General features: G+C 63.1%; 21 protein-coding genes and 1 tRNA gene. 17 read left to right on the forward strand and 5 right to left on the reverse strand.

The features are described from left to right. Nucleotides 1-87: 87 nt before the first annotated feature. Nucleotides 88-162 (forward strand) — tRNA-Gly (locus tag ABDZ98_RS02240). 73 nt (nucleotides 163-235) lie between these two features. Beyond that, complete coding sequence (locus ABDZ98_RS02245; protein ID WP_160590504.1) at nucleotides 236-1,060, forward strand: SDR family NAD(P)-dependent oxidoreductase; 825 nt, start codon at nucleotides 236-238, stop codon at nucleotides 1,058-1,060. Here ABDZ98_RS02245 and pyk read toward each other — a convergent pair. Further along, nucleotides 1,042-2,514 (reverse strand): pyruvate kinase, encoded by a 1,473-nt coding sequence (gene pyk, locus ABDZ98_RS02250; protein ID WP_160590502.1) that lies wholly within the window; start codon nucleotides 2,512-2,514, stop codon nucleotides 1,042-1,044. The genes ABDZ98_RS02245 and pyk overlap by 19 nt on opposite strands. A gap of 46 nt (nucleotides 2,515-2,560) precedes the next feature. Here pyk and ABDZ98_RS02255 point away from each other — a divergent pair, with 46 nt between their 5' ends. The 9 genes from ABDZ98_RS02255 to ABDZ98_RS02295 all read left to right on the forward strand — a co-directional run bounded on the left by ABDZ98_RS02255 (nucleotide 2,561) and on the right by ABDZ98_RS02295 (nucleotide 6,991). Further along, entirely contained in the window at nucleotides 2,561-2,872 is a 312-nt protein-coding gene (locus ABDZ98_RS02255) for a DUF1244 domain-containing protein (RefSeq protein ID WP_160590500.1), read from the forward strand. Between the two features lie 80 nt (nucleotides 2,873-2,952). Beyond that, the gene (locus ABDZ98_RS02260; RefSeq protein WP_160590498.1) at nucleotides 2,953-3,189 is read left to right on the forward strand and encodes a DUF2312 domain-containing protein; all 237 of its coding nucleotides are present in this window, start codon (nucleotides 2,953-2,955) and stop codon (nucleotides 3,187-3,189) included. Nucleotides 3,190-3,285: 96 nt separating this feature from the next. Continuing rightward, the gene (locus ABDZ98_RS02265) at nucleotides 3,286-3,633 is read left to right on the forward strand and encodes a heavy metal-binding domain-containing protein (protein ID WP_202385963.1); all 348 of its coding nucleotides are present in this window, start codon (nucleotides 3,286-3,288) and stop codon (nucleotides 3,631-3,633) included. Nucleotides 3,634-3,721: 88 nt separating this feature from the next. Continuing rightward, a complete protein-coding gene (locus ABDZ98_RS02270) occupies nucleotides 3,722-4,468 on the forward strand; it encodes a YebC/PmpR family DNA-binding transcriptional regulator (protein WP_160590496.1) in 747 nt (248 codons plus the stop codon). Beyond that, nucleotides 4,468-4,818, forward strand: coding sequence for a DUF3147 family protein (locus tag ABDZ98_RS02275; protein ID WP_160590494.1), 351 nt, complete (start codon nucleotides 4,468-4,470; stop codon nucleotides 4,816-4,818). The genes ABDZ98_RS02270 and ABDZ98_RS02275 overlap by 1 nt, the downstream gene beginning before the upstream one ends. 7 nt (nucleotides 4,819-4,825) lie before the next feature. Then, a complete protein-coding gene (gene ruvC, locus ABDZ98_RS02280) occupies nucleotides 4,826-5,308 on the forward strand; it encodes a crossover junction endodeoxyribonuclease RuvC (RefSeq protein WP_160590492.1) in 483 nt (160 codons plus the stop codon). After that, the gene (locus ABDZ98_RS02285; RefSeq protein WP_160590490.1) at nucleotides 5,308-5,622 is read left to right on the forward strand and encodes an antibiotic biosynthesis monooxygenase family protein; all 315 of its coding nucleotides are present in this window, start codon (nucleotides 5,308-5,310) and stop codon (nucleotides 5,620-5,622) included. The genes ruvC and ABDZ98_RS02285 overlap by 1 nt, the downstream gene beginning before the upstream one ends. Next, nucleotides 5,619-5,966 (forward strand): arsenate reductase, encoded by a 348-nt coding sequence (locus ABDZ98_RS02290; RefSeq protein ID WP_160590488.1) that lies wholly within the window; start codon nucleotides 5,619-5,621, stop codon nucleotides 5,964-5,966. The genes ABDZ98_RS02285 and ABDZ98_RS02290 overlap by 4 nt, the downstream gene beginning before the upstream one ends. Further along, nucleotides 5,945-6,991, forward strand: a complete 1,047-nt coding sequence (locus tag ABDZ98_RS02295; RefSeq protein ID WP_160590486.1) for a glycerophosphodiester phosphodiesterase — start codon at nucleotides 5,945-5,947, stop codon at nucleotides 6,989-6,991. Before ABDZ98_RS02290 ends, ABDZ98_RS02295 begins: the two co-directional genes overlap by 22 nt. A gap of 3 nt (nucleotides 6,992-6,994) precedes the next feature. On the opposite strand, the gene ubiG is transcribed toward ABDZ98_RS02295, so the two are convergent. Then, nucleotides 6,995-7,732 (reverse strand): bifunctional 2-polyprenyl-6-hydroxyphenol methylase/3-demethylubiquinol 3-O-methyltransferase UbiG, encoded by a 738-nt coding sequence (ubiG, locus tag ABDZ98_RS02300; protein WP_160590484.1) that lies wholly within the window; start codon nucleotides 7,730-7,732, stop codon nucleotides 6,995-6,997. Between the two features lie 77 nt (nucleotides 7,733-7,809). Here ubiG and ABDZ98_RS02305 point away from each other — a divergent pair, with 77 nt between their 5' ends. Further along, the gene (locus ABDZ98_RS02305) at nucleotides 7,810-9,090 is read left to right on the forward strand and encodes an aspartate kinase (protein ID WP_160590482.1); all 1,281 of its coding nucleotides are present in this window, start codon (nucleotides 7,810-7,812) and stop codon (nucleotides 9,088-9,090) included. Between the two features lie 83 nt (nucleotides 9,091-9,173). On the opposite strand, the gene ABDZ98_RS02310 is transcribed toward ABDZ98_RS02305, so the two are convergent. Then, nucleotides 9,174-9,815 (reverse strand): hypothetical protein, encoded by a 642-nt coding sequence (locus tag ABDZ98_RS02310; protein ID WP_160590480.1) that lies wholly within the window; start codon nucleotides 9,813-9,815, stop codon nucleotides 9,174-9,176. Nucleotides 9,816-10,074: 259 nt separating this feature from the next. Between ABDZ98_RS02310 and ABDZ98_RS02315 the strand changes: the two genes are divergently transcribed. From ABDZ98_RS02315 to ABDZ98_RS02335, 5 genes are all read left to right on the forward strand, one after another. After that, the gene (locus ABDZ98_RS02315) at nucleotides 10,075-11,085 is read left to right on the forward strand and encodes an NAD(P)H-dependent flavin oxidoreductase (protein ID WP_160590478.1); all 1,011 of its coding nucleotides are present in this window, start codon (nucleotides 10,075-10,077) and stop codon (nucleotides 11,083-11,085) included. Nucleotides 11,086-11,133: 48 nt separating this feature from the next. Then, nucleotides 11,134-12,537 (forward strand): amidohydrolase family protein, encoded by a 1,404-nt coding sequence (locus ABDZ98_RS02320; protein ID WP_160590476.1) that lies wholly within the window; start codon nucleotides 11,134-11,136, stop codon nucleotides 12,535-12,537. 40 nt (nucleotides 12,538-12,577) lie between these two features. Beyond that, entirely contained in the window at nucleotides 12,578-13,753 is a 1,176-nt protein-coding gene (locus ABDZ98_RS02325) for a DUF418 domain-containing protein (RefSeq protein WP_160590474.1), read from the forward strand. Nucleotides 13,754-13,860: 107 nt separating this feature from the next. Continuing rightward, entirely contained in the window at nucleotides 13,861-14,283 is a 423-nt protein-coding gene (locus ABDZ98_RS02330) for a helix-turn-helix domain-containing protein (protein ID WP_160590472.1), read from the forward strand. After that, nucleotides 14,280-15,143, forward strand: coding sequence for an alpha/beta fold hydrolase (locus ABDZ98_RS02335; RefSeq protein WP_160590471.1), 864 nt, complete (start codon nucleotides 14,280-14,282; stop codon nucleotides 15,141-15,143). The genes ABDZ98_RS02330 and ABDZ98_RS02335 overlap by 4 nt, the downstream gene beginning before the upstream one ends. A 2-nt stretch (nucleotides 15,144-15,145) precedes the next feature. Here ABDZ98_RS02335 and ABDZ98_RS02340 read toward each other — a convergent pair whose 3' ends face one another. After that, nucleotides 15,146-15,829 carry an alpha/beta fold hydrolase gene (locus ABDZ98_RS02340; protein ID WP_160590469.1) on the reverse strand — a complete coding sequence of 228 codons (684 nt, stop codon included), beginning with the start codon at nucleotides 15,827-15,829 and terminating at the stop codon, nucleotides 15,146-15,148. 110 nt (nucleotides 15,830-15,939) lie between these two features. Next, a complete protein-coding gene (ligM, locus tag ABDZ98_RS02345) occupies nucleotides 15,940-17,355 on the reverse strand; it encodes a vanillate/3-O-methylgallate O-demethylase (protein WP_160590467.1) in 1,416 nt (471 codons plus the stop codon). Nucleotides 17,356-17,360 lie beyond the last annotated feature (5 nt).

Genomic DNA, 17,360 nt, shown 5'->3' on the forward strand with positions numbered 1-17,360 from the left:
GCCGGCATTTGCTACTTGCAAGGGTGGGGACCCGGTGCTAACCGCGCGCCTCCCACCCGGAATCATCGTTTCGGGACGCGTCAGTGAGCGGGCGTAGCTCAGGGGTAGAGCACAACCTTGCCAAGGTTGGGGTCGGGCGTTCGAATCGCCTCGCCCGCTCCATTTTCTTTCTGCAGACACATGCTATCGACACGCGTTCGCGCGGTCTTTAGCCATGTGCGCAAAGGAGACGACGATGGGTATTCTGGCAGGACAAGTGGCATTGGTAACCGGCGCCGGGCGCGGGTTCGGACGCGCCATTGCGCAGCGGCTTGCGGCGGAAGGTGCCAGGGTGGCGCTGGCCGCGCGCTCCACCGGCCAGCTGGAGGAGGCGGCGCAGGCCATTCAATCAGCGGGCGGAGAAGCCTTGGCCTTTGCCTGCGATGTGACCGATCCCGGCAGCATCTCTGCCGCCTTGTCCGACGTTCAGGCAAGGCTCGGTCCCGTTGACCTGCTGATCTCCAATGCCGGCGTGCCCGGCCCGTTCGGGCCGCTGTGGGAAGTTGATCCGCAGGAGTGGTGGCGCGCACAGGAAATCCACATCCGTGCCCCTTTCCTGCTGATGCACGGCGTATTGCCCGGCATGGTGGAGCGCGGGCGCGGGCGGGTGATCTGCGTTTCGGCCAAGGCCGCGCGGATCGTGGCCCCGCATCTGTCCGCCTATTGCACCGGCAAGATCGCGCAGAACCGGCTGGTGGCCGAAGCTGCGGCCGAACTGGCGGGAACGGGCGTCAGCGCCTTTGCCATCGACCCCGGCTTCGTGCCCACGCAGCTGGCGCGCGAAACGATGGAGGATGCCGCAGCGCAGAAATACCTCGGCGGCATGGTCGATCGGCTGAAGGAACGGGTGGACGATCCGTCGGCGCAGGATGATCTGGCGCGTTGCGCCCGGCGCTGCCTCGACCTGGCATCGGGCCGGTATGATGACTTGTCGGGCGGCTATTATGAATTGCCCGATGATCTGGATGAGGCGCTGGCGGAAAAGCAGGCGGCTACGGCTGATCAGTCCTCTTCGGGGTGATCATTCTCATATTCGTCCAGCTCGGCGCCGCTCAGGGTCACGACATGGAGCAGGTTGGTCGCGCCTGAGTGGCCGAAGGGCACGCCCGCCATCACCGCAATGGCGCTGCCTTCCTGGCCAAAGCCATGGCGCAGGGACATGCGCTTGGCCTTGCCGATCATCTCCTCGAAACTGCCGATGTCCCTGGTCGCAATCGGATGCGCGCCCCACAGCAGGGCCACGCGCCGCGCCACTGCGACAGACGGGGTCAGCACCATCACCGGCACCGCAGGCCGTTCGCGCGCCACGCGGCGGGCGGATGATCCGGTGGAGGTGAACACGGTGATCGCAGCCAGTTCGATAGTGTCGCCCACCGTCATGCAGGCATGCGCCAGCGCATCGGCGGTGGTGGCATCGGGCGGCGTATCGAGCAGGCGCACGCGCATCTTGTAGCCTTCGTCACGCTCCACCTGGCGGGCGATGGAATCCATCATGATCACCGCTTCTTCGGGCCAGTCGCCGGCAGCGGTTTCCGCGCTCAGCATCACCACATCGGCGCCGTCATAGACCGCATTGGCCACGTCAGAGACTTCTGCGCGCGTGGGCGTGGGGCTTTCGATCATGCTTTCGAGCATTTGTGTGGCCACGATCACCGGCTTGCCGGTCAGCCGCGTGGCGTTGACGATCTTCTTCTGCAGCGGCGGCACTTCTTCGGGATTGAGCTCCACGCCCAGATCGCCGCGCGCCACCATCACCCCGTCGGACAGGGCGATAATTTCGTCCAGCCGCTTGATCGCCTGCGGTTTCTCGATCTTGGCGCACAGCGCGCCGCGCCCGCCCATCAGCTGCCGCGCTTCGCTCAGGTCCTCCGGGCGCTGCACGAACGACAGGCCGATCCAGTCCGCGCCATGCTCGATCGCGAAGTCCAGATCGCGCCGGTCCTTGGCGGTCAGCGCGGGGATGGGAATCTCCGCATCGGGCACGTTCACGCCCTTGCGATCCGATATCACTCCGCCCACTTCGGCCTGGCAGGTGATCGATGTGTCATCGACCTGCTTCACCTTCAGGCGGATCTTGCCGTCATTGATCAGCAGCCGCTGGCCCACTGCGATCACGTCGAAGATTTCCGGATGGGGCAGGCACACGCGGGAGGCATCGCCGGGCGTCTCGTCCCGGTCCAGCGTGAAGGTGGCGCCATGCGCGATCACCGCCTTGCCTTCGGCAAATTCGCCAACGCGCAGCTTTGGACCCTGCAGATCGCACAGGATGGCGATGGGGCGGTTGAATTCCTTTTCCAGCGCGCGAACGGTCTTGAAATTCTCGGCATGCACCGCGTGGTCGCCGTGGCTCATGTTGAAGCGGAAGGCGTCCGCGCCGGCGCACAGCAAGGCGCGCAGCGTATCGGGATCGCGGCTGGATGGGCCAATCGTGGCGAGAATCTTGACCTTGCGGCCACGGGGGAGGAGCTTTGCCATTGGCGGGAGTCTATGGCAGGGCAGCGCGACAAGACAAGGACGTAAAATGACCAATTCCACCGATCCGATCGATCAATTGCCCGATGATGTGGCCGCCGCTGCCTTTCGTCGGCTGGTGCGCCATCTGCGCCACCGCCACGATGCGCAGAATATCGAGCTGATGGGCCTGGCAGGCTTCTGCCGCAATTGCCTGGCGGACTGGATCCGCGATGCAGGCTTCGAAGGCGACAAGGGTGCAGTACGCGAGCTGATTCACGGCATGCCAATGGCCGAGTGGAAAGACAGGTTCCAGAGCGAGGCCACGCCTGAGCAACTGGCGCGCATGGAAGCGAGCCTGGCGAAGAACTCACAGGAATAATTCCGGCCCGGGTTCACCCCTTGGGCCAGTCTGGCTATCGCACTGCCAACTGATTCTCACATACTGTACCGGAGCACATGATGGCCGAAGCCACCGACGATCGCCTGCGCCTGCTGATAGAGCGCATTGAACGCCTTGAAGAAGAGAAGAAGGGCATCGCCGACGATATCCGCGATGTCTATGCCGAGGCAAAGGCGGTGGGTTACGATCCCAAGATCATGCGCCAGATCGTGCGCCTGCGTAAGATGAAGCCCGACGATCGCAGCGAAATGGAAATGATCCTGGATACCTACAAGGCCGCGCTGGGCCTGGGCTGAGGTCCAGCCGCCGTCAGGTCCGACTCGATTGATCCGGCTGCTGTATTATGCTAGTAATACGGCAGTTTGGAGCAATTGAGGAAGGATCAGTCACCCATGGCCGGACCCTGGAAAGACGCACGCGGCATCATCGTTACCACCACTCCCACCATTGAGGGGCGACCGATCCAGGAATATCTGGGCGTGATCACTGGCGAGGTGATCGTGGGCGCGAATATCTTCCGCGACATGTTTGCCAATATACGTGACATCGTGGGCGGGCGCTCTGGCAGTTATGAGCGCATCCTTGCCGACGCGCGCGAGCAGGCGATCCAGGAATTGCAGGCCGCCAGCGCCACGCGCGGCGGCAATGCCGTGGTCGGTGTCGATCTGGATTACGAGGTGATCGGCAAGACCGGCTCCATGCTGATGGTTTCGGTCAGCGGCACGGCGGTGCGGATCTGACACAAGGCTGGCGCTGGTCCATTGCCGCGCGCGCGCCTCTTCGCTAGGGCTGCTGCAGAAATTCCATCTCAGCAAAACAAGCGATACCATGGCAGGCCATTCCAAATTCAAGAACATCATGCACCGCAAGGGTGCGCAGGATAAGAAGCGTTCCAACCTCTTTTCCAAACTCAGCCGCGAAATCACCGTGGCGGCGAAAATGGGCATGCCCGATCCGGACATGAACCCGCGCCTGCGGCTGGCAGTCAACGCGGCCAAGGCGCAGTCCATGCCCAAGGACAATATCCAGCGCGCGATCGACAAGGCCACCGCCAGCGACGGCGAGAATTACGAGGAGGTGCGCTATGAGGGCTACGGCCCCGGCGGCAGCGCCATCATCGTGGAAGCGCTGACCGACAATCGCAACCGTACCGCCACCAACATCCGCACCGCGTTCAGCAAGAACGGCGGCAACATGGCCGCCTCTGGCGCCGTGGCCCACGGGTTTGAGCGCAAGGGCCTGATCGAATATCCGGCCAGTGCGGGCGATGAGGAAACCGTCCTGATGGCGGCGATGGAAGCGGGCGCCGACGATATCGAAAGCAGCGAAGACGGCCACACCATCTGGACCGAGATGGAGGCCCTGCACGAAGTATCCTCCAGCATGGAAAAGGCGCTGGGCGAGGCAGAGAACGTCAAGCTGGCGTGGAAGCCGAACCTGACCGTGGAACTGGACGAGAAGGACGCCGGCGTCCTGCTCAAGCTGGTCGACATGCTCGACGACGATGACGATGTGCAGACCGTGTGGGGCAATTATGAAATCTCTGACGAGATCATGGACAAGCTAGACGGCTGATGTGGAGCCTGGTCGCCAAGGCGCTGCTTGCCGGCACCATGATCGCGGCCATCGCCGAACTGGGCAAGAAGCTGCCCGCGATGGCGGCTCTGGTGGCCAGCCTGCCGCTGGTCAGCGTGCTGGGCATGATCTTCCTGTGGAGCGCGCGGCCTGACGCGGAGAACATGGCCGTCCATGCGCAGGCGACCTTCTGGTACGTGCTGCCCAGCCTGCCGATGTTCCTGCTGATCCCCATGTTGCTGCGCAGCGGCGTGCATTTCTGGATCGCGCTGGCGCTGGGCTGTGTGCTGACGGTGGGGCTTTACCTGCTGATGATGCAGATCGGTCCGAAATTCGGCCTCAGGCTGTGAAGATATCGTGATCATACTGGGGCTGGACCCGTCGCTGTCATGCACCGGCTGGGGCGTGATCCGCAGTGAGGGCAGCCGCCTTGCGCACATCGCCAATGGCCAGGTGAAAACCGATGCCAAGGCGCCGATGGCTCAGCGGCTCGCCCATCTGCAAACCGAACTGGCGCTGCTGATTGCCCAATATCTCCCGGACCGTGCCGCGGCGGAGGAGATCTACCTCAACAAGAACCCGCAAAGCACTTTGAAACTGGCGCAGGCGCGGGGCGCGGTGCTGGCGGCTTGCGGTGCGGCGGGGCTGGGCGTGAATGAACATGCCGCGCGGCTGGTGAAGAAAGCCGTGGTCGGCACAGGCGCAGCAGAAAAAGCCCAGGTGCAGGCGATGCTCAAGATATTGCTGCCCGGCGCAGTGGTGGCGGGTGCGGATGCGGCAGACGCGCTGGCGGTGGCCATCGCCGATGCGCATCTCGGGCCCAGGGAAGCTGCGCGCTGATGTTCCTCGTCGTCTTCCGCAGCCGCAAGCGCGATGGTATCGATTATGCCGCCTATGAAGCGCTGGCCGCACGGATGGTGGAACTGGCGCGCGATCAACCGGGTTACATATCCTTCAAGAGCTACACCGCCGACGATGGCGAAGTGGTCGCCATTTCCGAGTGGGCGGACGAAGCCTCGGCGCGCGGCTGGGGCCTTGTGGAGGAACACCGCGCTGCACAACAGGATGGCCGGGCGCGCTGGTATGCAGGCTATACGCTGTTTGCCTGCGCCAATCCGCGCATCCACGAATTCAGCACAGAGGATAAAGAATGACCATCCATTTCTACGGCATTCCCAATTGCGACACAGTGAAAAAGGCCCGCAAATGGCTGGACGCCAGGGGCATCGAATACGCTTTTCACGACTACAAGAAGGAAGGTGCCGACGCGGGCAAGCTGGCCGGATGGGTGGCGGCAAAGGGCGTGGACACGGTGCTCAACAGGCGCGGCACCACCTTTCGCAAGCTGCCCGAAGCAGACAAGGCCGGGATCAACGATGCCAAGGCGGTGGTGCTGATGGAGGCCAACCCTTCCATGATCAAGCGCCCGGTAGTGGAGCATGACGGCGGCCTGCTGGTCGGCTTCAACCAGATGGAATGGGAAGCGGCTTTGTCGTGAGGTGGCTGTTGGCTCTGGCCGCGCTGCTGCTTGTGCCACTGGGCGCGGGTGCACAGGACATGCTCATCATCGCCCACCGCGGTGCGAGCGGGGAGCGGCCCGAACACACGCTGGCCGCCTATGAACGCGCGATCGATCAGGGCGCCGATTATATCGAGATGGACCTGGTGCCGACGAAGGACGGCGTGCTGGTGGCGCGGCACGAGAATGAGATGTCCGGCACCACCGATGTCGGTGAGCACCCCGAATTCGCCGCGCGCCTGTCCACCCGTACAATCGACGGGGAAGAGGTGACCGGCTGGTTCACCGAGGATTTCACCCTGGCCGAATTGCAGACCCTGCGCGCGCGCGAACGCCTGCCCGAAATTCGCCGCGCCAACACGGCCTTCGATGGCTTGTATCCGGTGCCTACCTTCGCCGAGATCATCGATCTGGTGCGCGCCAAGGAGGCGGAAACGGGCCGTGCCATCGGCATTTATCCGGAGATCAAGCACCCGGCATATTTCGCCAGCATCGGCTTCGATCTGCCCGAAATGCTGGTGGAGCAACTCAGCCGCGCGGGATATCGCAGCGCAGCCGATCCGGTGTTCATCCAGAGCTTTGAAGTCACGCCGCTGGTGCGGCTGAACGCGATGACCGATCTGCGGCTGGTCCAGCTGATCGCGGCGGAAGGTGGTCCGGCGGATATTGCGGGGCGGAGCTATGCGCAGATGATCGCGCCCGATGGGCTGGCGATGATCGCCACTTATGCCGATGGAATCGGAGCGGATATTTCACTGTTGCTGGCAGCTGATAGCTATGGCCTGCCGCTGGTGCGAAATGCGCAGGCGGCCGGCCTTGCCGTGCATGGCTGGACCTTGCGCAAGGAGAACCTGTTTCTGCCCGCGCCGCTGCGCTCACCCGGGGCAGATGCGCAACCGGGCGAAATGGGCACGCTGGTCGGCCTGTTGCAAAGGGCGGGTGTGGACGGAGTATTTACCGATGATCCGGCGATCGCGGTGGATGCGCGTGTCTCGGAAAATTGAGCCTCAGGCGGTCCGCGCCGTAACAATATAGTTCAGCGCCAGATCGCCAGACAGGTGCAGCCCCTTGCTGGCGCTGAAGGCGATGCCGCGCGGCTCTCCCATCACCATTCCTGCGCCGGAGAGCAATTCTTCCAGTTCATCAGGCGTGACGAAGTCTTCCCAGTGGTGCGTGCCCTTTGGCACCGCGCCCACCGCCTCTGCCGCGCCGACCATCAGCAGGCGTGATTTCAGCGTGCGGTTGGGGGTGGACAGGATCATCAGCCCGCCGGGCGCAAGATGAGCCGCCAGCTGCGCCACAAAGGCCGGCTTGTCCGCCACATGCTCCAGCACTTCCATGCAGGTGATCAGGTCGAACTGGCCCAGACCCAGCGCGCCGAGTTCGCCGTGGCGGTAGGCAATGTTCAGGCTGGAGCCTTCTGCATGCAGCCGCGCCGCAGCGATATTTTCCGCCGCCGCGTCCACGCCGGTGACATTCGCGCCCAGCCTTGCCAGCGGCTCTGCCAGCAGCCCTGCGCCGCAGCCCACGTCCAGTGCGCTTTTGCCGGCGAGCGGCTTCACGCTGCGAATATCGCCGGCCCAGTGCAGGTCGATCGCCTCACGAATAAAGCCCAGCCGTACCGGATTCAGCTTGTGCAGCATGGCGGAGGAACCCTTCGGGTCCCACCAGTCGGCAGCCAGCTTACCGAAATGTGCCGCCTCTTGCGGGCGGATGGTTTCATTTGTGATGCTTGCACGTTTCATATCCCGCCACTAACAGCGCGCGAAGCTTCGAGCCAGACTCGATAAGGAATAACAGGGCGCCGACAGGGGAGCTTTTCTTGGCCCGTATCGTGATGAAATTTGGCGGCACATCTGTCGCCGGGACCGAACGCATTCGCCGCGTGGCCAATATCGTGCGCGCGCAGGCGGCTGCGGGCAATGAAGTGGCCGTGGTGGTTTCTGCCATGGCGGGTGAGACGGACCGGCTGGTCAACTTCTGCCGCGAGGCCAATCCGCTGTACGATCCGGCTGAATATGACGTGGTCGTATCCAGCGGCGAACAGGTGACCGCTGGCCTGCTGGCGCTGACGTTGCAGGCGATGGGCTGCAAGGCGCGCAGCTGGCTGGGCTGGCAATTGCCGGTCAACACCTTCTCCGCCCATGCCAATGCGCGGGTGGATTCGATCGATGCCGAAAAGCTGATCTCCAGCATGCAGGCAGGAGAGATCGCGGTGATCCCCGGCTTCCAGGGCGTTTCCGAAGATGGCCGCATCACCACCATGGGGCGCGGCGGATCGGATACGTCGGCAGTGGCGATTGCCGCTGCGGTCAAGGCCGATCGCTGCGATATCTATACCGATGTGGACGGGGTCTATACCACCGATCCGCGCATCGTGGCGCGCGCCCGCAAGCAGAAATACGTCACCTATGAGGAAATGCTGGAGCTTGCCTCTGTCGGCGCCAAGGTGCTGCAGACGCGCTCCGTCAGCCTCGCCATGAAACGCGGCGTGCGCGTACAGGTGCTGTCTTCCTTCGTGGATGACGGCGCGCCGCCCGCAGATACGCTTCCCGGCACCATGATCGTCTCCGAAGAGGAGATGGATGCAATATTGGAGAATTCGGACGTGGAACGCCAGACCGTTACCGGCATTGCCCATGACAAGAATGAGGCCCGCGTGGTGCTGACCCGCGTGCCAGACAGGCCCGGCGCCGTGGCAGAGATCTTCCTGCCGCTGGGCGAGGCGGGTATCAACGTGGATATGATCATCCAGAACGTGGGCCGCGACAAGGGGGAGACCGATGTCACCTTCACCGTGCCCCAGTCCGATCTGGCGCGCGCGCAGGCGCTGCTGGAGGACAAGAAGGACAAGATCGGCTTCAACCGCATCATCACTGACAGCAAGGTGGCCAAGGTGTCCGTGGTCGGCATGGGCATGAAGAGCCATGCCGGCGTTGCCGCCACCATGTTCAAGGCGCTGGCGGATCGCGGCATCAACGTGCAGGCCATCTCCACGTCGGAGATCAAGGTCAGCGTGCTGATTGACGAGGATGAGACCGAACTGGCCGTGCGCGTGCTGCACACCGCCTATGGGCTGGATGCAGAAGCTCCCGCTGGCTGAAGCAGAACGGGCCCGCCTGTGTGGCGAGCACGCTTTGCATAACAGTGTTGGGTAGCGGCTTTGCCGCTCTGGCTTGATCTGGCTTAATCGAAAGTGATGGTGAACACGCCGCAGACATTCACGTCGCGGCGTTCGATCACGCGGCCGCTGGCGGTTTCCGCCTTGAAATCGAAGCGGCAGGCGCCCGAACCATCATCCACGGTGACATTCCACTGCTGGCCGGAGGAGAGGATGCCCGATCCCAGCTTGTCATCACCCCAGTTGCCCGCGCCCACATTGCTCCAGTAGATGTAGTAGATCGTTTCCTTGGTGCCATTGACCAGCGCAACATCGCGGTTCTTGCCGTCACCCGATCCCACGCGGTCGGCTCGCACCGTTTCCAGCGTGACTTCATAGCGGTTCCACACATTGCCCAGATTGCGCACTTCCAGCTTGAACGTCTCGCACGCCACGCCATCGCGGCGATAGAGGCTGGCAAAAGTGATATCGGTAAGGTCATAATCTGAATGAACGATGCTGCCCGCCGCATTGGTGATGCTGAAATCCAGATCGGTATCGCCATCGCCGCGTACCGAGACATACACTTCGGGGTTGCAGATATTGAGGTCGATCGTCTGCGTCGAATTCGCCTCAACCCGGTAGGAATCGCTCTGCGCAAAGGCTGGCGCGGAAATGGCCAGACCGGCGGCAATCAGCATTCCGGTGAGAAAACGGACAATCTGCATGGTCGGCCCCCTTTGTCGCCTGGATCGGGAGCCGCAGTCAGGCCCCATCCGGATATCGTGAGGCAGGATATTACGGGATGCCCGCCCTGACAACTCGGCTTGCACAAGCCATTGCAAATGTGACGGCATTTGTATCAAACTGCCGACTTTCCCGGGCAACCCATGCTCCCCGGGGGCGTGCGCTTGTCGGGTGCGGCAATCGGTCCTAAAGCCGCGTGGTCCAGGGCGCCGGTGCGCCGTTATGAAAGTCTGCCCGTCCATGTCCGCATACCCCAAGACCAGCGCCCTGATGCAGCGCGGCTGCGAATTCCTTGGCAGTGAAACAGCCATATTATGCGGGGCGATGAGCTGGGTGAGTGAGCGCAATCTGGTGTCCGCAATCAGCAATGGTGGCGGCTTTGGCGTGATTGCCTGCGGGGCGATGACGCCCGACCTGCTCGATGCCGAAATCGCCGGGACCAAGGCGCTGACGGACAAGCCGTTTGGCGTGAACCTGATCACCATGCATCCGATGCTGTTCGATCTGATCGCGGTATGCGCGCGGCACAAGGTCAGCCATGTCGTGCTCGCAGGCGGCATTCCGCCCAAGGGCAGTGTGGAGGCGATCAAGGCGTTTGGCGGCAAGGTCATCGTCTTTGCGCCCACGCTGGCGCTGGCCAAGAAACTGCTGCGCAGCGGCGCCGATGCGCTGGTGATCGAAGGGATGGAGGCAGGCGGCCATATCGGTCCCGTCGCCACCAGCGTACTGGCGCAGGAATTCCTGCCTGAGCTCAGCGCCGATCATCTGGTGTTCGTTGCCGGCGGGATCGGGCGTGGCGACATGATCGCATCCTATCTGGAAATGGGCGCGGCAGGCGTGCAGCTGGGCACCCGCTTTGCCTGCGCGACAGAGAGCATTGCCCATGAGAATTTCAAGAAGGCCTTCTTCCGCGGCAAGGCCCGCGATGCGGAGGCCAGCGTGCAGGTCGATCCGCGCCTGCCGGTGATCCCGGTGCGCGCCCTGAAGAATAAGGGCACCGAGGAGTTTACCGCCAAGCAGCGCGAAGTCGCGCAATTGCTGGATGAAGGCAAGGTGGACATGGGCGAGGCACAATTGCAGATTGAACATTTCTGGGCAGGCGCACTGCGCCGCGCGGTGATCGATGGCGATGTCGAGAATGGCAGCCTTATGGCGGGCCAGAGCGTCGGCATGGTGACAAAGGAAGAGCCTTGCGCCGAGATCATCGCCAGCCTGATGCAGGAGAGCGAGGCCGCGCTGGAGCGGCGCTGATCCTCGCTGGAAAGGGGACTTGTGAAGATCGGGGTGTATGGACGAAAGTTGACACGTAAACTGGCACTGGTTTCAGAACTGGCTTTGGCACTGGCGGTACTCGCTGCACCTGCGGCGGCGCAGGATTTTGTGCTGATTGACAATATCGGCCCCGATGCCGGTTCCATCCTGATTGAAGACGGCACAATCGTATTCAACGGCCCGTCTGATGGCCTCCCCCCGCATCAGACCCCGACCACACGCATCGATGCCCGTGGGCTGCATCTGCTGCCCGGGCTCATCGACATGCACGTCCATGTCTGGAGCGAGGCGGGACTGGGAGCTTATCTTGCGCACGGCGTCACCACTGTGCGCAACCTTTCGGGCATGCCGTTCCACCTGAGGATGGCCGAAGCAGTGGAGGCCGGACAGCTCACCGGCCCGCACCTGTTCACCAGCGGGCCCATTCTCAACTCGCCCGGTCCGAATGCGCAGATCAACCACCAGATCGTGCTGACCCGTGAAGATGGCCGCGAGGCTGTTCGGGCGCAGGCTGAGGCGGGCTACACGCGCATCAAGACGTACTCAAACCTGACCGCCGATGCCTGGCACGGCGTGCTGGAAGAAGCACAGGCGCGCGGCATGGCCCTGACCGGCCATACGCCCGAAGGGGAGCGGCTGGAGGGCATCCCGCATGAGCGGCCTTTCCAGATTCCGTTCGCCGATATTCTGGACGCCGAGTGGGAAACCATCGAGCATGTCGAATCGATCTATTTCCACGGCCTGTCGGATCAGTGGGACGATCAGGCGGCCCGCGCACTGGCAGAACGCATCGCCTCCGCCGGAACACCCGTCACGCCCACGCTCGTGGCGCATCGCAACCTCGTCAATGTCGCCGTTACGCGCGGAGAGTTCGCCCAGCGTCCGGGAATGGAATGGCTCAATCCGGTAACGCAGGCGTTGCAAGCGCCGGTGATCGAATTCTGGGCCGGACAGGACCCGGCCTTCGAAAGCGAGCGGGCGGATCACTATGCCAATTTCACCGCCATGTTGCGCGATGCGGGTGTGTTGCTGGTGGCGGGCAGCGATGCCGGCATCTTCACCAATATTCCCGGCGCCTCGCTGCTGGATGAGCTGGAACTGCTGGTCGATGCCGGGCTGACGCCGGATCAGGCCATCGCCAGCGCCACCAGCAATGCCGCGCTGGCTTTGGGCGAGCAGGGGCGGCTTGGCTGCCTTGACGCAGGTTGCCTGGCGGACGTCGTCTTCTACCTCTGCGACCCCATCGCCGACATGGCCTGCCTCAGGGAACCTGCCGGGCTGATCCGCGCAGGCCGATGGTACGATGAGGCGGGCCTTGCTGCTTTGCGCGCAGGGGCCGCCGATCACGATGTGGAGCAGGTCCTCGCCGATCTGATGGCCGGTATGGAAGCACAGGGGACGCCGCTCGATCCCGCAGTATTGGGGATGTAAACGCATTCGTCACGCCGCGTGACGGGCAGGGGGAGGCATAATGGACGAAGCCGCAAGGCGCACGGGCGCCCGCATCGATATGGTCGACGGCCTGCGCGGCTTTGCGCTGCTGGGCCTGCTGCTGGTTCATTGCGTCGAACGGTTCGAGCTATACTGGCTCAACCCCCAGCCGGACATCTGGTTCGACACCGTGTTCGCGCTGTTTGGGGGCAAGAGCTTTGCCATCTTTGCGCTGCTGTTCGGCTTCGGTTTTGCCACGATCATGGGCAACCAGCGCGCGCGGGGCGTGGATTTCACCGGGCGCTTTGCGTGGCGCGCGATCCTGCTGGCGATCATCGGCACCGCACATGCGCTGGTCTACCGCGGAGATATATTGCAGGTGCTGGCGCTGATGGGGCTGCTGCTGATCCCGTTCGACCGCATTCGATCATCGCGCAGCCTGCTGCTGATCGCGGGTCTGTGCTTCCTGCAAATCCCCTTGCTGCTGCGCGTGTATATGGCGGGGGAGGGTGCCGCCTGGGCGCAGGCCACCCCGGCCTTCTTCGGCGACACCGGCCTTGCCGTGTTGGCGCAGGGCAGTCTGGCGGATGTGCTGGCGGCCAATGCCGGGCCGGGCATGATCGGCAAATGGTCATTCTACTGGAACACCGGCCGCATTGTGGAGATCGCCGGACTGTTCGCCGTGGGCATGGTGCTGCAACGCGGGCAGGCCTTTGCCGCGGCGCAGGAGAAGCGCACGGGCTGGCTGGCCGCGCTGGCGATCGCGGCGGCGGTGTGGGCGCTGTGTGCCTATGCCCTGCCGCAACTGCTGCCGGCACCGCCGCAGGATGGCGGCGCGCCGATGCAGCGGCAGGCGGGCGAATGGGCGCTGGACCAGTGGCGCAGCCTGGCCGCCACCGCCTTTCAGGTCAGCCTGTTTGTGCTCGCCTGGCAAACGCCCGTGCGGCGTGTGTTGCAATGGCTGGCCGGGCCGGGCCGGATGACGCTGACGCTGTATGTGGGGCAATCGCTGATCGCCGTGCCGCTGCTCTATGGCTTTGGCGCGGGGCTGTGGGATGATGGCTCTCACGCTGTCATGGTAATGGCAGGCATTGCCCTCTTCGCCGCGCAGATCCTGTTCGCGCGCTGGTGGTATCGCCATTATCGCTATGGCCCGCTGGAATGGACATGGCGCGCGGCCACGCTCACCCGCATGGACGTGCCCTTCCGGCGCTAGCCCGCCAATCCCGCAAATTCTCCCCTAGTCTCTATTGCGTGTAAAAATGCGCCTTTATATTCCCTATATAGGGCACTATAGGGAGCAATAGAGAATCGGAGATCGTCATGTCGGAAGAGTTATGCACCGTCCGCGCGGTTGCCGCAGAGCTGGATCTGCACCCCAAGACCGTGCTGCGCTACATTCATGAAGGCAAGCTCCCGGCGACTCGCGTCGGCAAGTCCTATCGCATTCGTCGCAGCGATCTGGCGCAGCTGGTCGGCATGCCATTGGCCAGCGAACGTTCAGCCGGAAGAACCACTGTCACAGCCGTTGCCGACGTTGAGGATGTTACCGCCGATGAGGCGATGGCCGCGGCCAATGTCTTCAGCGCAGCCGGGATGGGGCGCGACAAGGGCAGTGCACCGCTGCATGTCAGCACCACGCATTATCCCGCGCAGCGCAGGCTGAAGGTGATCGTCATCGGCTCCCCCGCTGACGCGGCCCGGATGCTGCAATTGATCGATGTGCAGATCGGCAATCTGCGATGAGCGTTGCCTTTCGCAGCAGGCGGGGCGCAGAAAAAGTCCTCGCCGCCTATCGGGGGGTGCTGGATGGCTGGCCCGTGCCAGCCAAGGAGCATCGCCTGCCCACATGCCAAGGGGAGACATTCGTGCTGGAATGCGGCCCGCAGGACGCGCCGCCGGTCATCCTGCTGCACGGCGCGCAGGCCAATGCGGCGGCATGGATGGCCGATGCCGCGCAATGGTCACGCCAGTTGCGGATTTTTGCGATCGACATGATTGGCGAGGCGGGGTTCAGCGCGGAAGTGCGCCCGCCGCTGGACAGCGATGCCCACGCCCTGTGGCTGGACGATGTGATGGCAGGTCTTGGCCTTGCGCAGGCGAGCTTCGTGGGCACTTCGCTCGGTGGGTGGCTGGCGCTCGATTATGCCGTGCGGCGGCCGCAAAAGGTTGAGCGACTGGCGCTGATCGCTCCGGCGGGCATTGGGCGGCAGAAGAACCTGCTGCTCAAGGCGGCACCGCTGCTGTTGCTGGGGGCTTGGGGGAAGAAGCGCATCCGGCGGATGGTGTTTGGCCCGCAGCCGAAGCTATTGCCGGAAAATGTCAGCCCATTCGTGCAATTGATGGAGCTGATCGGCAAGGAAATCAGGCCCAGGATCGTCACCATACCGCGCCTGAGCGACGAGCAGTTGCAGCACCTCGCCATACCCATGCATGTGGCTCTGGGCGGGCGCGATGCCTTGCTGGATTCAGTGGACACCCGCCAAAGGCTGGAAGCGTTCGCGCCGCATGCCCGGATTTCCTTCGATCCGGACGGCTATCATTTCCTGCCCGGCCAGGCCGGTCCGGTCGAAGATTTCCTCCTGCAAGGCAGAATGCGGTCCTGAGCCTAGTCCGCCAGCCCCAGCAGCACTTCAACCGTTTCGTCCGGCCTGTTCTGCATCACGAAGTGGTCGCAATCGACTTCGTGGTAATCCCAGCCTGCGGCCTTTGCCTTCTCGGCAAAGCGGGGGAAGGGGGTGGGCTGGTAGCCGGTGGCGAAGATGTAGCTCTGGCGCGGGATCGCCTGTTCGTCGCCTGACAGGGGGATGGCTTCGAGCAGGGTGAGGAGAGGCTGGTAGCCGCGCACGCCGGGCTGGACGGTGAATTCCCCCGGAAAGCCGATCGGCGTGACATAGCCGGGGCGGTGGCGCTGGCTGTCCACATACCAGTTGTGCTCGAACTCGCCGGTGATGTCCCACAGGCTCTGGTCGTCATCGGGCCAGAAGGCATCGATGTAGCAGATCGCGTCGATGCGTTTGCCAAGGCGCGAGGCTGCGCCGGTGATGACCATGCCGCCATAGGAATGGCCAGCCAGGATGAAGCGGCCGAAGCCTGCCTGTTCCACCTGCTCGCACACGTCGTCGATATGGTCGGAAAGGGTGATGCCGGGATGAAGCTCGTCCTGCCGTGACCCCAACCCGCGCAAGGTGCAGTTGATCACCTGATGCCCTGCCGCGCGCAGCCGTTCAGGCACGTCGCCATAGGTGTGATTGCCGCCCCATGCGCCGTGAACCAGAACGTAATTCGCCATGTGATGTCTCTCCCGTGAGCCGCGACATTAGCGCTGTGCATGAAAAAGGGGAGGCACCTTGCGATGCCTCCCCCAAATCTTTGCGCCAAGTGCGCGTGGTCGCGAGGGGATTAGCCCTGGCGGCCCGAGCGCCAGCCAGCGGCGTAGGTGTCGCCGGCCATCTTGGAGTAAGGCACCGGAGAAACGATGACCTTGACGTCGATCTGCTTGTGGCGCTCGACGGTGGTCTTGGCGGTGCCGCCATTTTCTTCGCCCCAGGTGAGAGCCAGCTCGGTGCCGAGCGGAACTTCCGAGTCGACGAAGCCGAGCGACAGAGCCTTCTTCTCGTTGAACGAGTAGCCGGTGAACATCGACTTGCCGATCACGCGGCCGTCAACGTCCTTCACAGCGTCGAAGCTGGAGTTACCGTAGTTGGCGAGCGGCAGGTCGAAGAACTTGTACTGTTCGCCTTCCGGATCGAACATGGAACCGACGATCTTCTTCATGTCGTCAGCATTCCACTCGAAGGTCACCTTCTTGCTGGCCTTGTCCGTGCCGTCGGCTTCCATCTTCTTCAGCGCGTCTGCGCCGATGAAGTCGTGGTCGAACTTCACGAACGGACCATAGCCCAGCTCGTACGGGTTGGTGTAGTAGTCTTCGATGCTGTCACCGATGAAGGAACCGGCGATGGAGCCAGTTGCTTCGTAGCTGTCAGCGCCCAGCCAGTTGCGGTAATCTTCCAGTTCGTCACCGGTGTAGATGGGAGGCAGCGGGCTGGGGATCCAGCCGGATTCCAGCGTGTTGGACGGATAGGCGCGGCTGCCGACCGGGATCAGGCCGAATTCTTCGCCAGCCTTGAGGATTTCCTCACGAACATATTCCTGCTCGTCATAGGGACCCCAGATTTCCAGACCGGGCGAACCGGCCATGCCGTGACGCAGGGTGCGGATGGTCTTGTTGCCGATCTTCATGGTCGACATGTTGAAGAACTTCAGCTTGTCGAGCGGCTCACCATTCAGCTTCTCGATCACGTCCCAGGCGCGCGGGCCCTGGATCTGGAAGCGCCAGGAGATGCGCGTGACGGGCTTGCCCATCGGACGCGAAGGCGAGCGGGGATCGTTGATGATGTCAACGTTGTAGCCGCCCTTTTCAGCCTGGAACATCAGCCAGTTTGCAGCAGGTGCACGGCCAACGTAGACATATTCTTCTTCAGCAAGACGGAAGATGATGCCGTCACCGATCACGTGGCCATAAGGCGTCGTGGGGACGTACTGCTTGGCCTTGTTGACTTCCCAACCCTTGGACGAGTTGACCATCGTGTCCGACAGCAGCTTACCCGCGTCAGGACCGTTGATGTACAGGTCGAACATGTGGTGCGACTGGTCGAACAGGACCGCGCCATGCTGCCATGCCCACTGCTCGTCACGCCAGTTGGAGAATTCAGGAGCAACAACCGGATACACATAGGCACCGATCTTGTTGTTGCGAAGCTGGCCGACGATATCGCCGTTGGCACCAGCGAGAACTTCATTCAGGTTTTTAGCCATTCGAA

Source organism: Alteraurantiacibacter aestuarii (assembly GCF_039523595.1).
Lineage (GTDB): Bacteria > Pseudomonadota > Alphaproteobacteria > Sphingomonadales > Sphingomonadaceae > Alteraurantiacibacter > Alteraurantiacibacter aestuarii.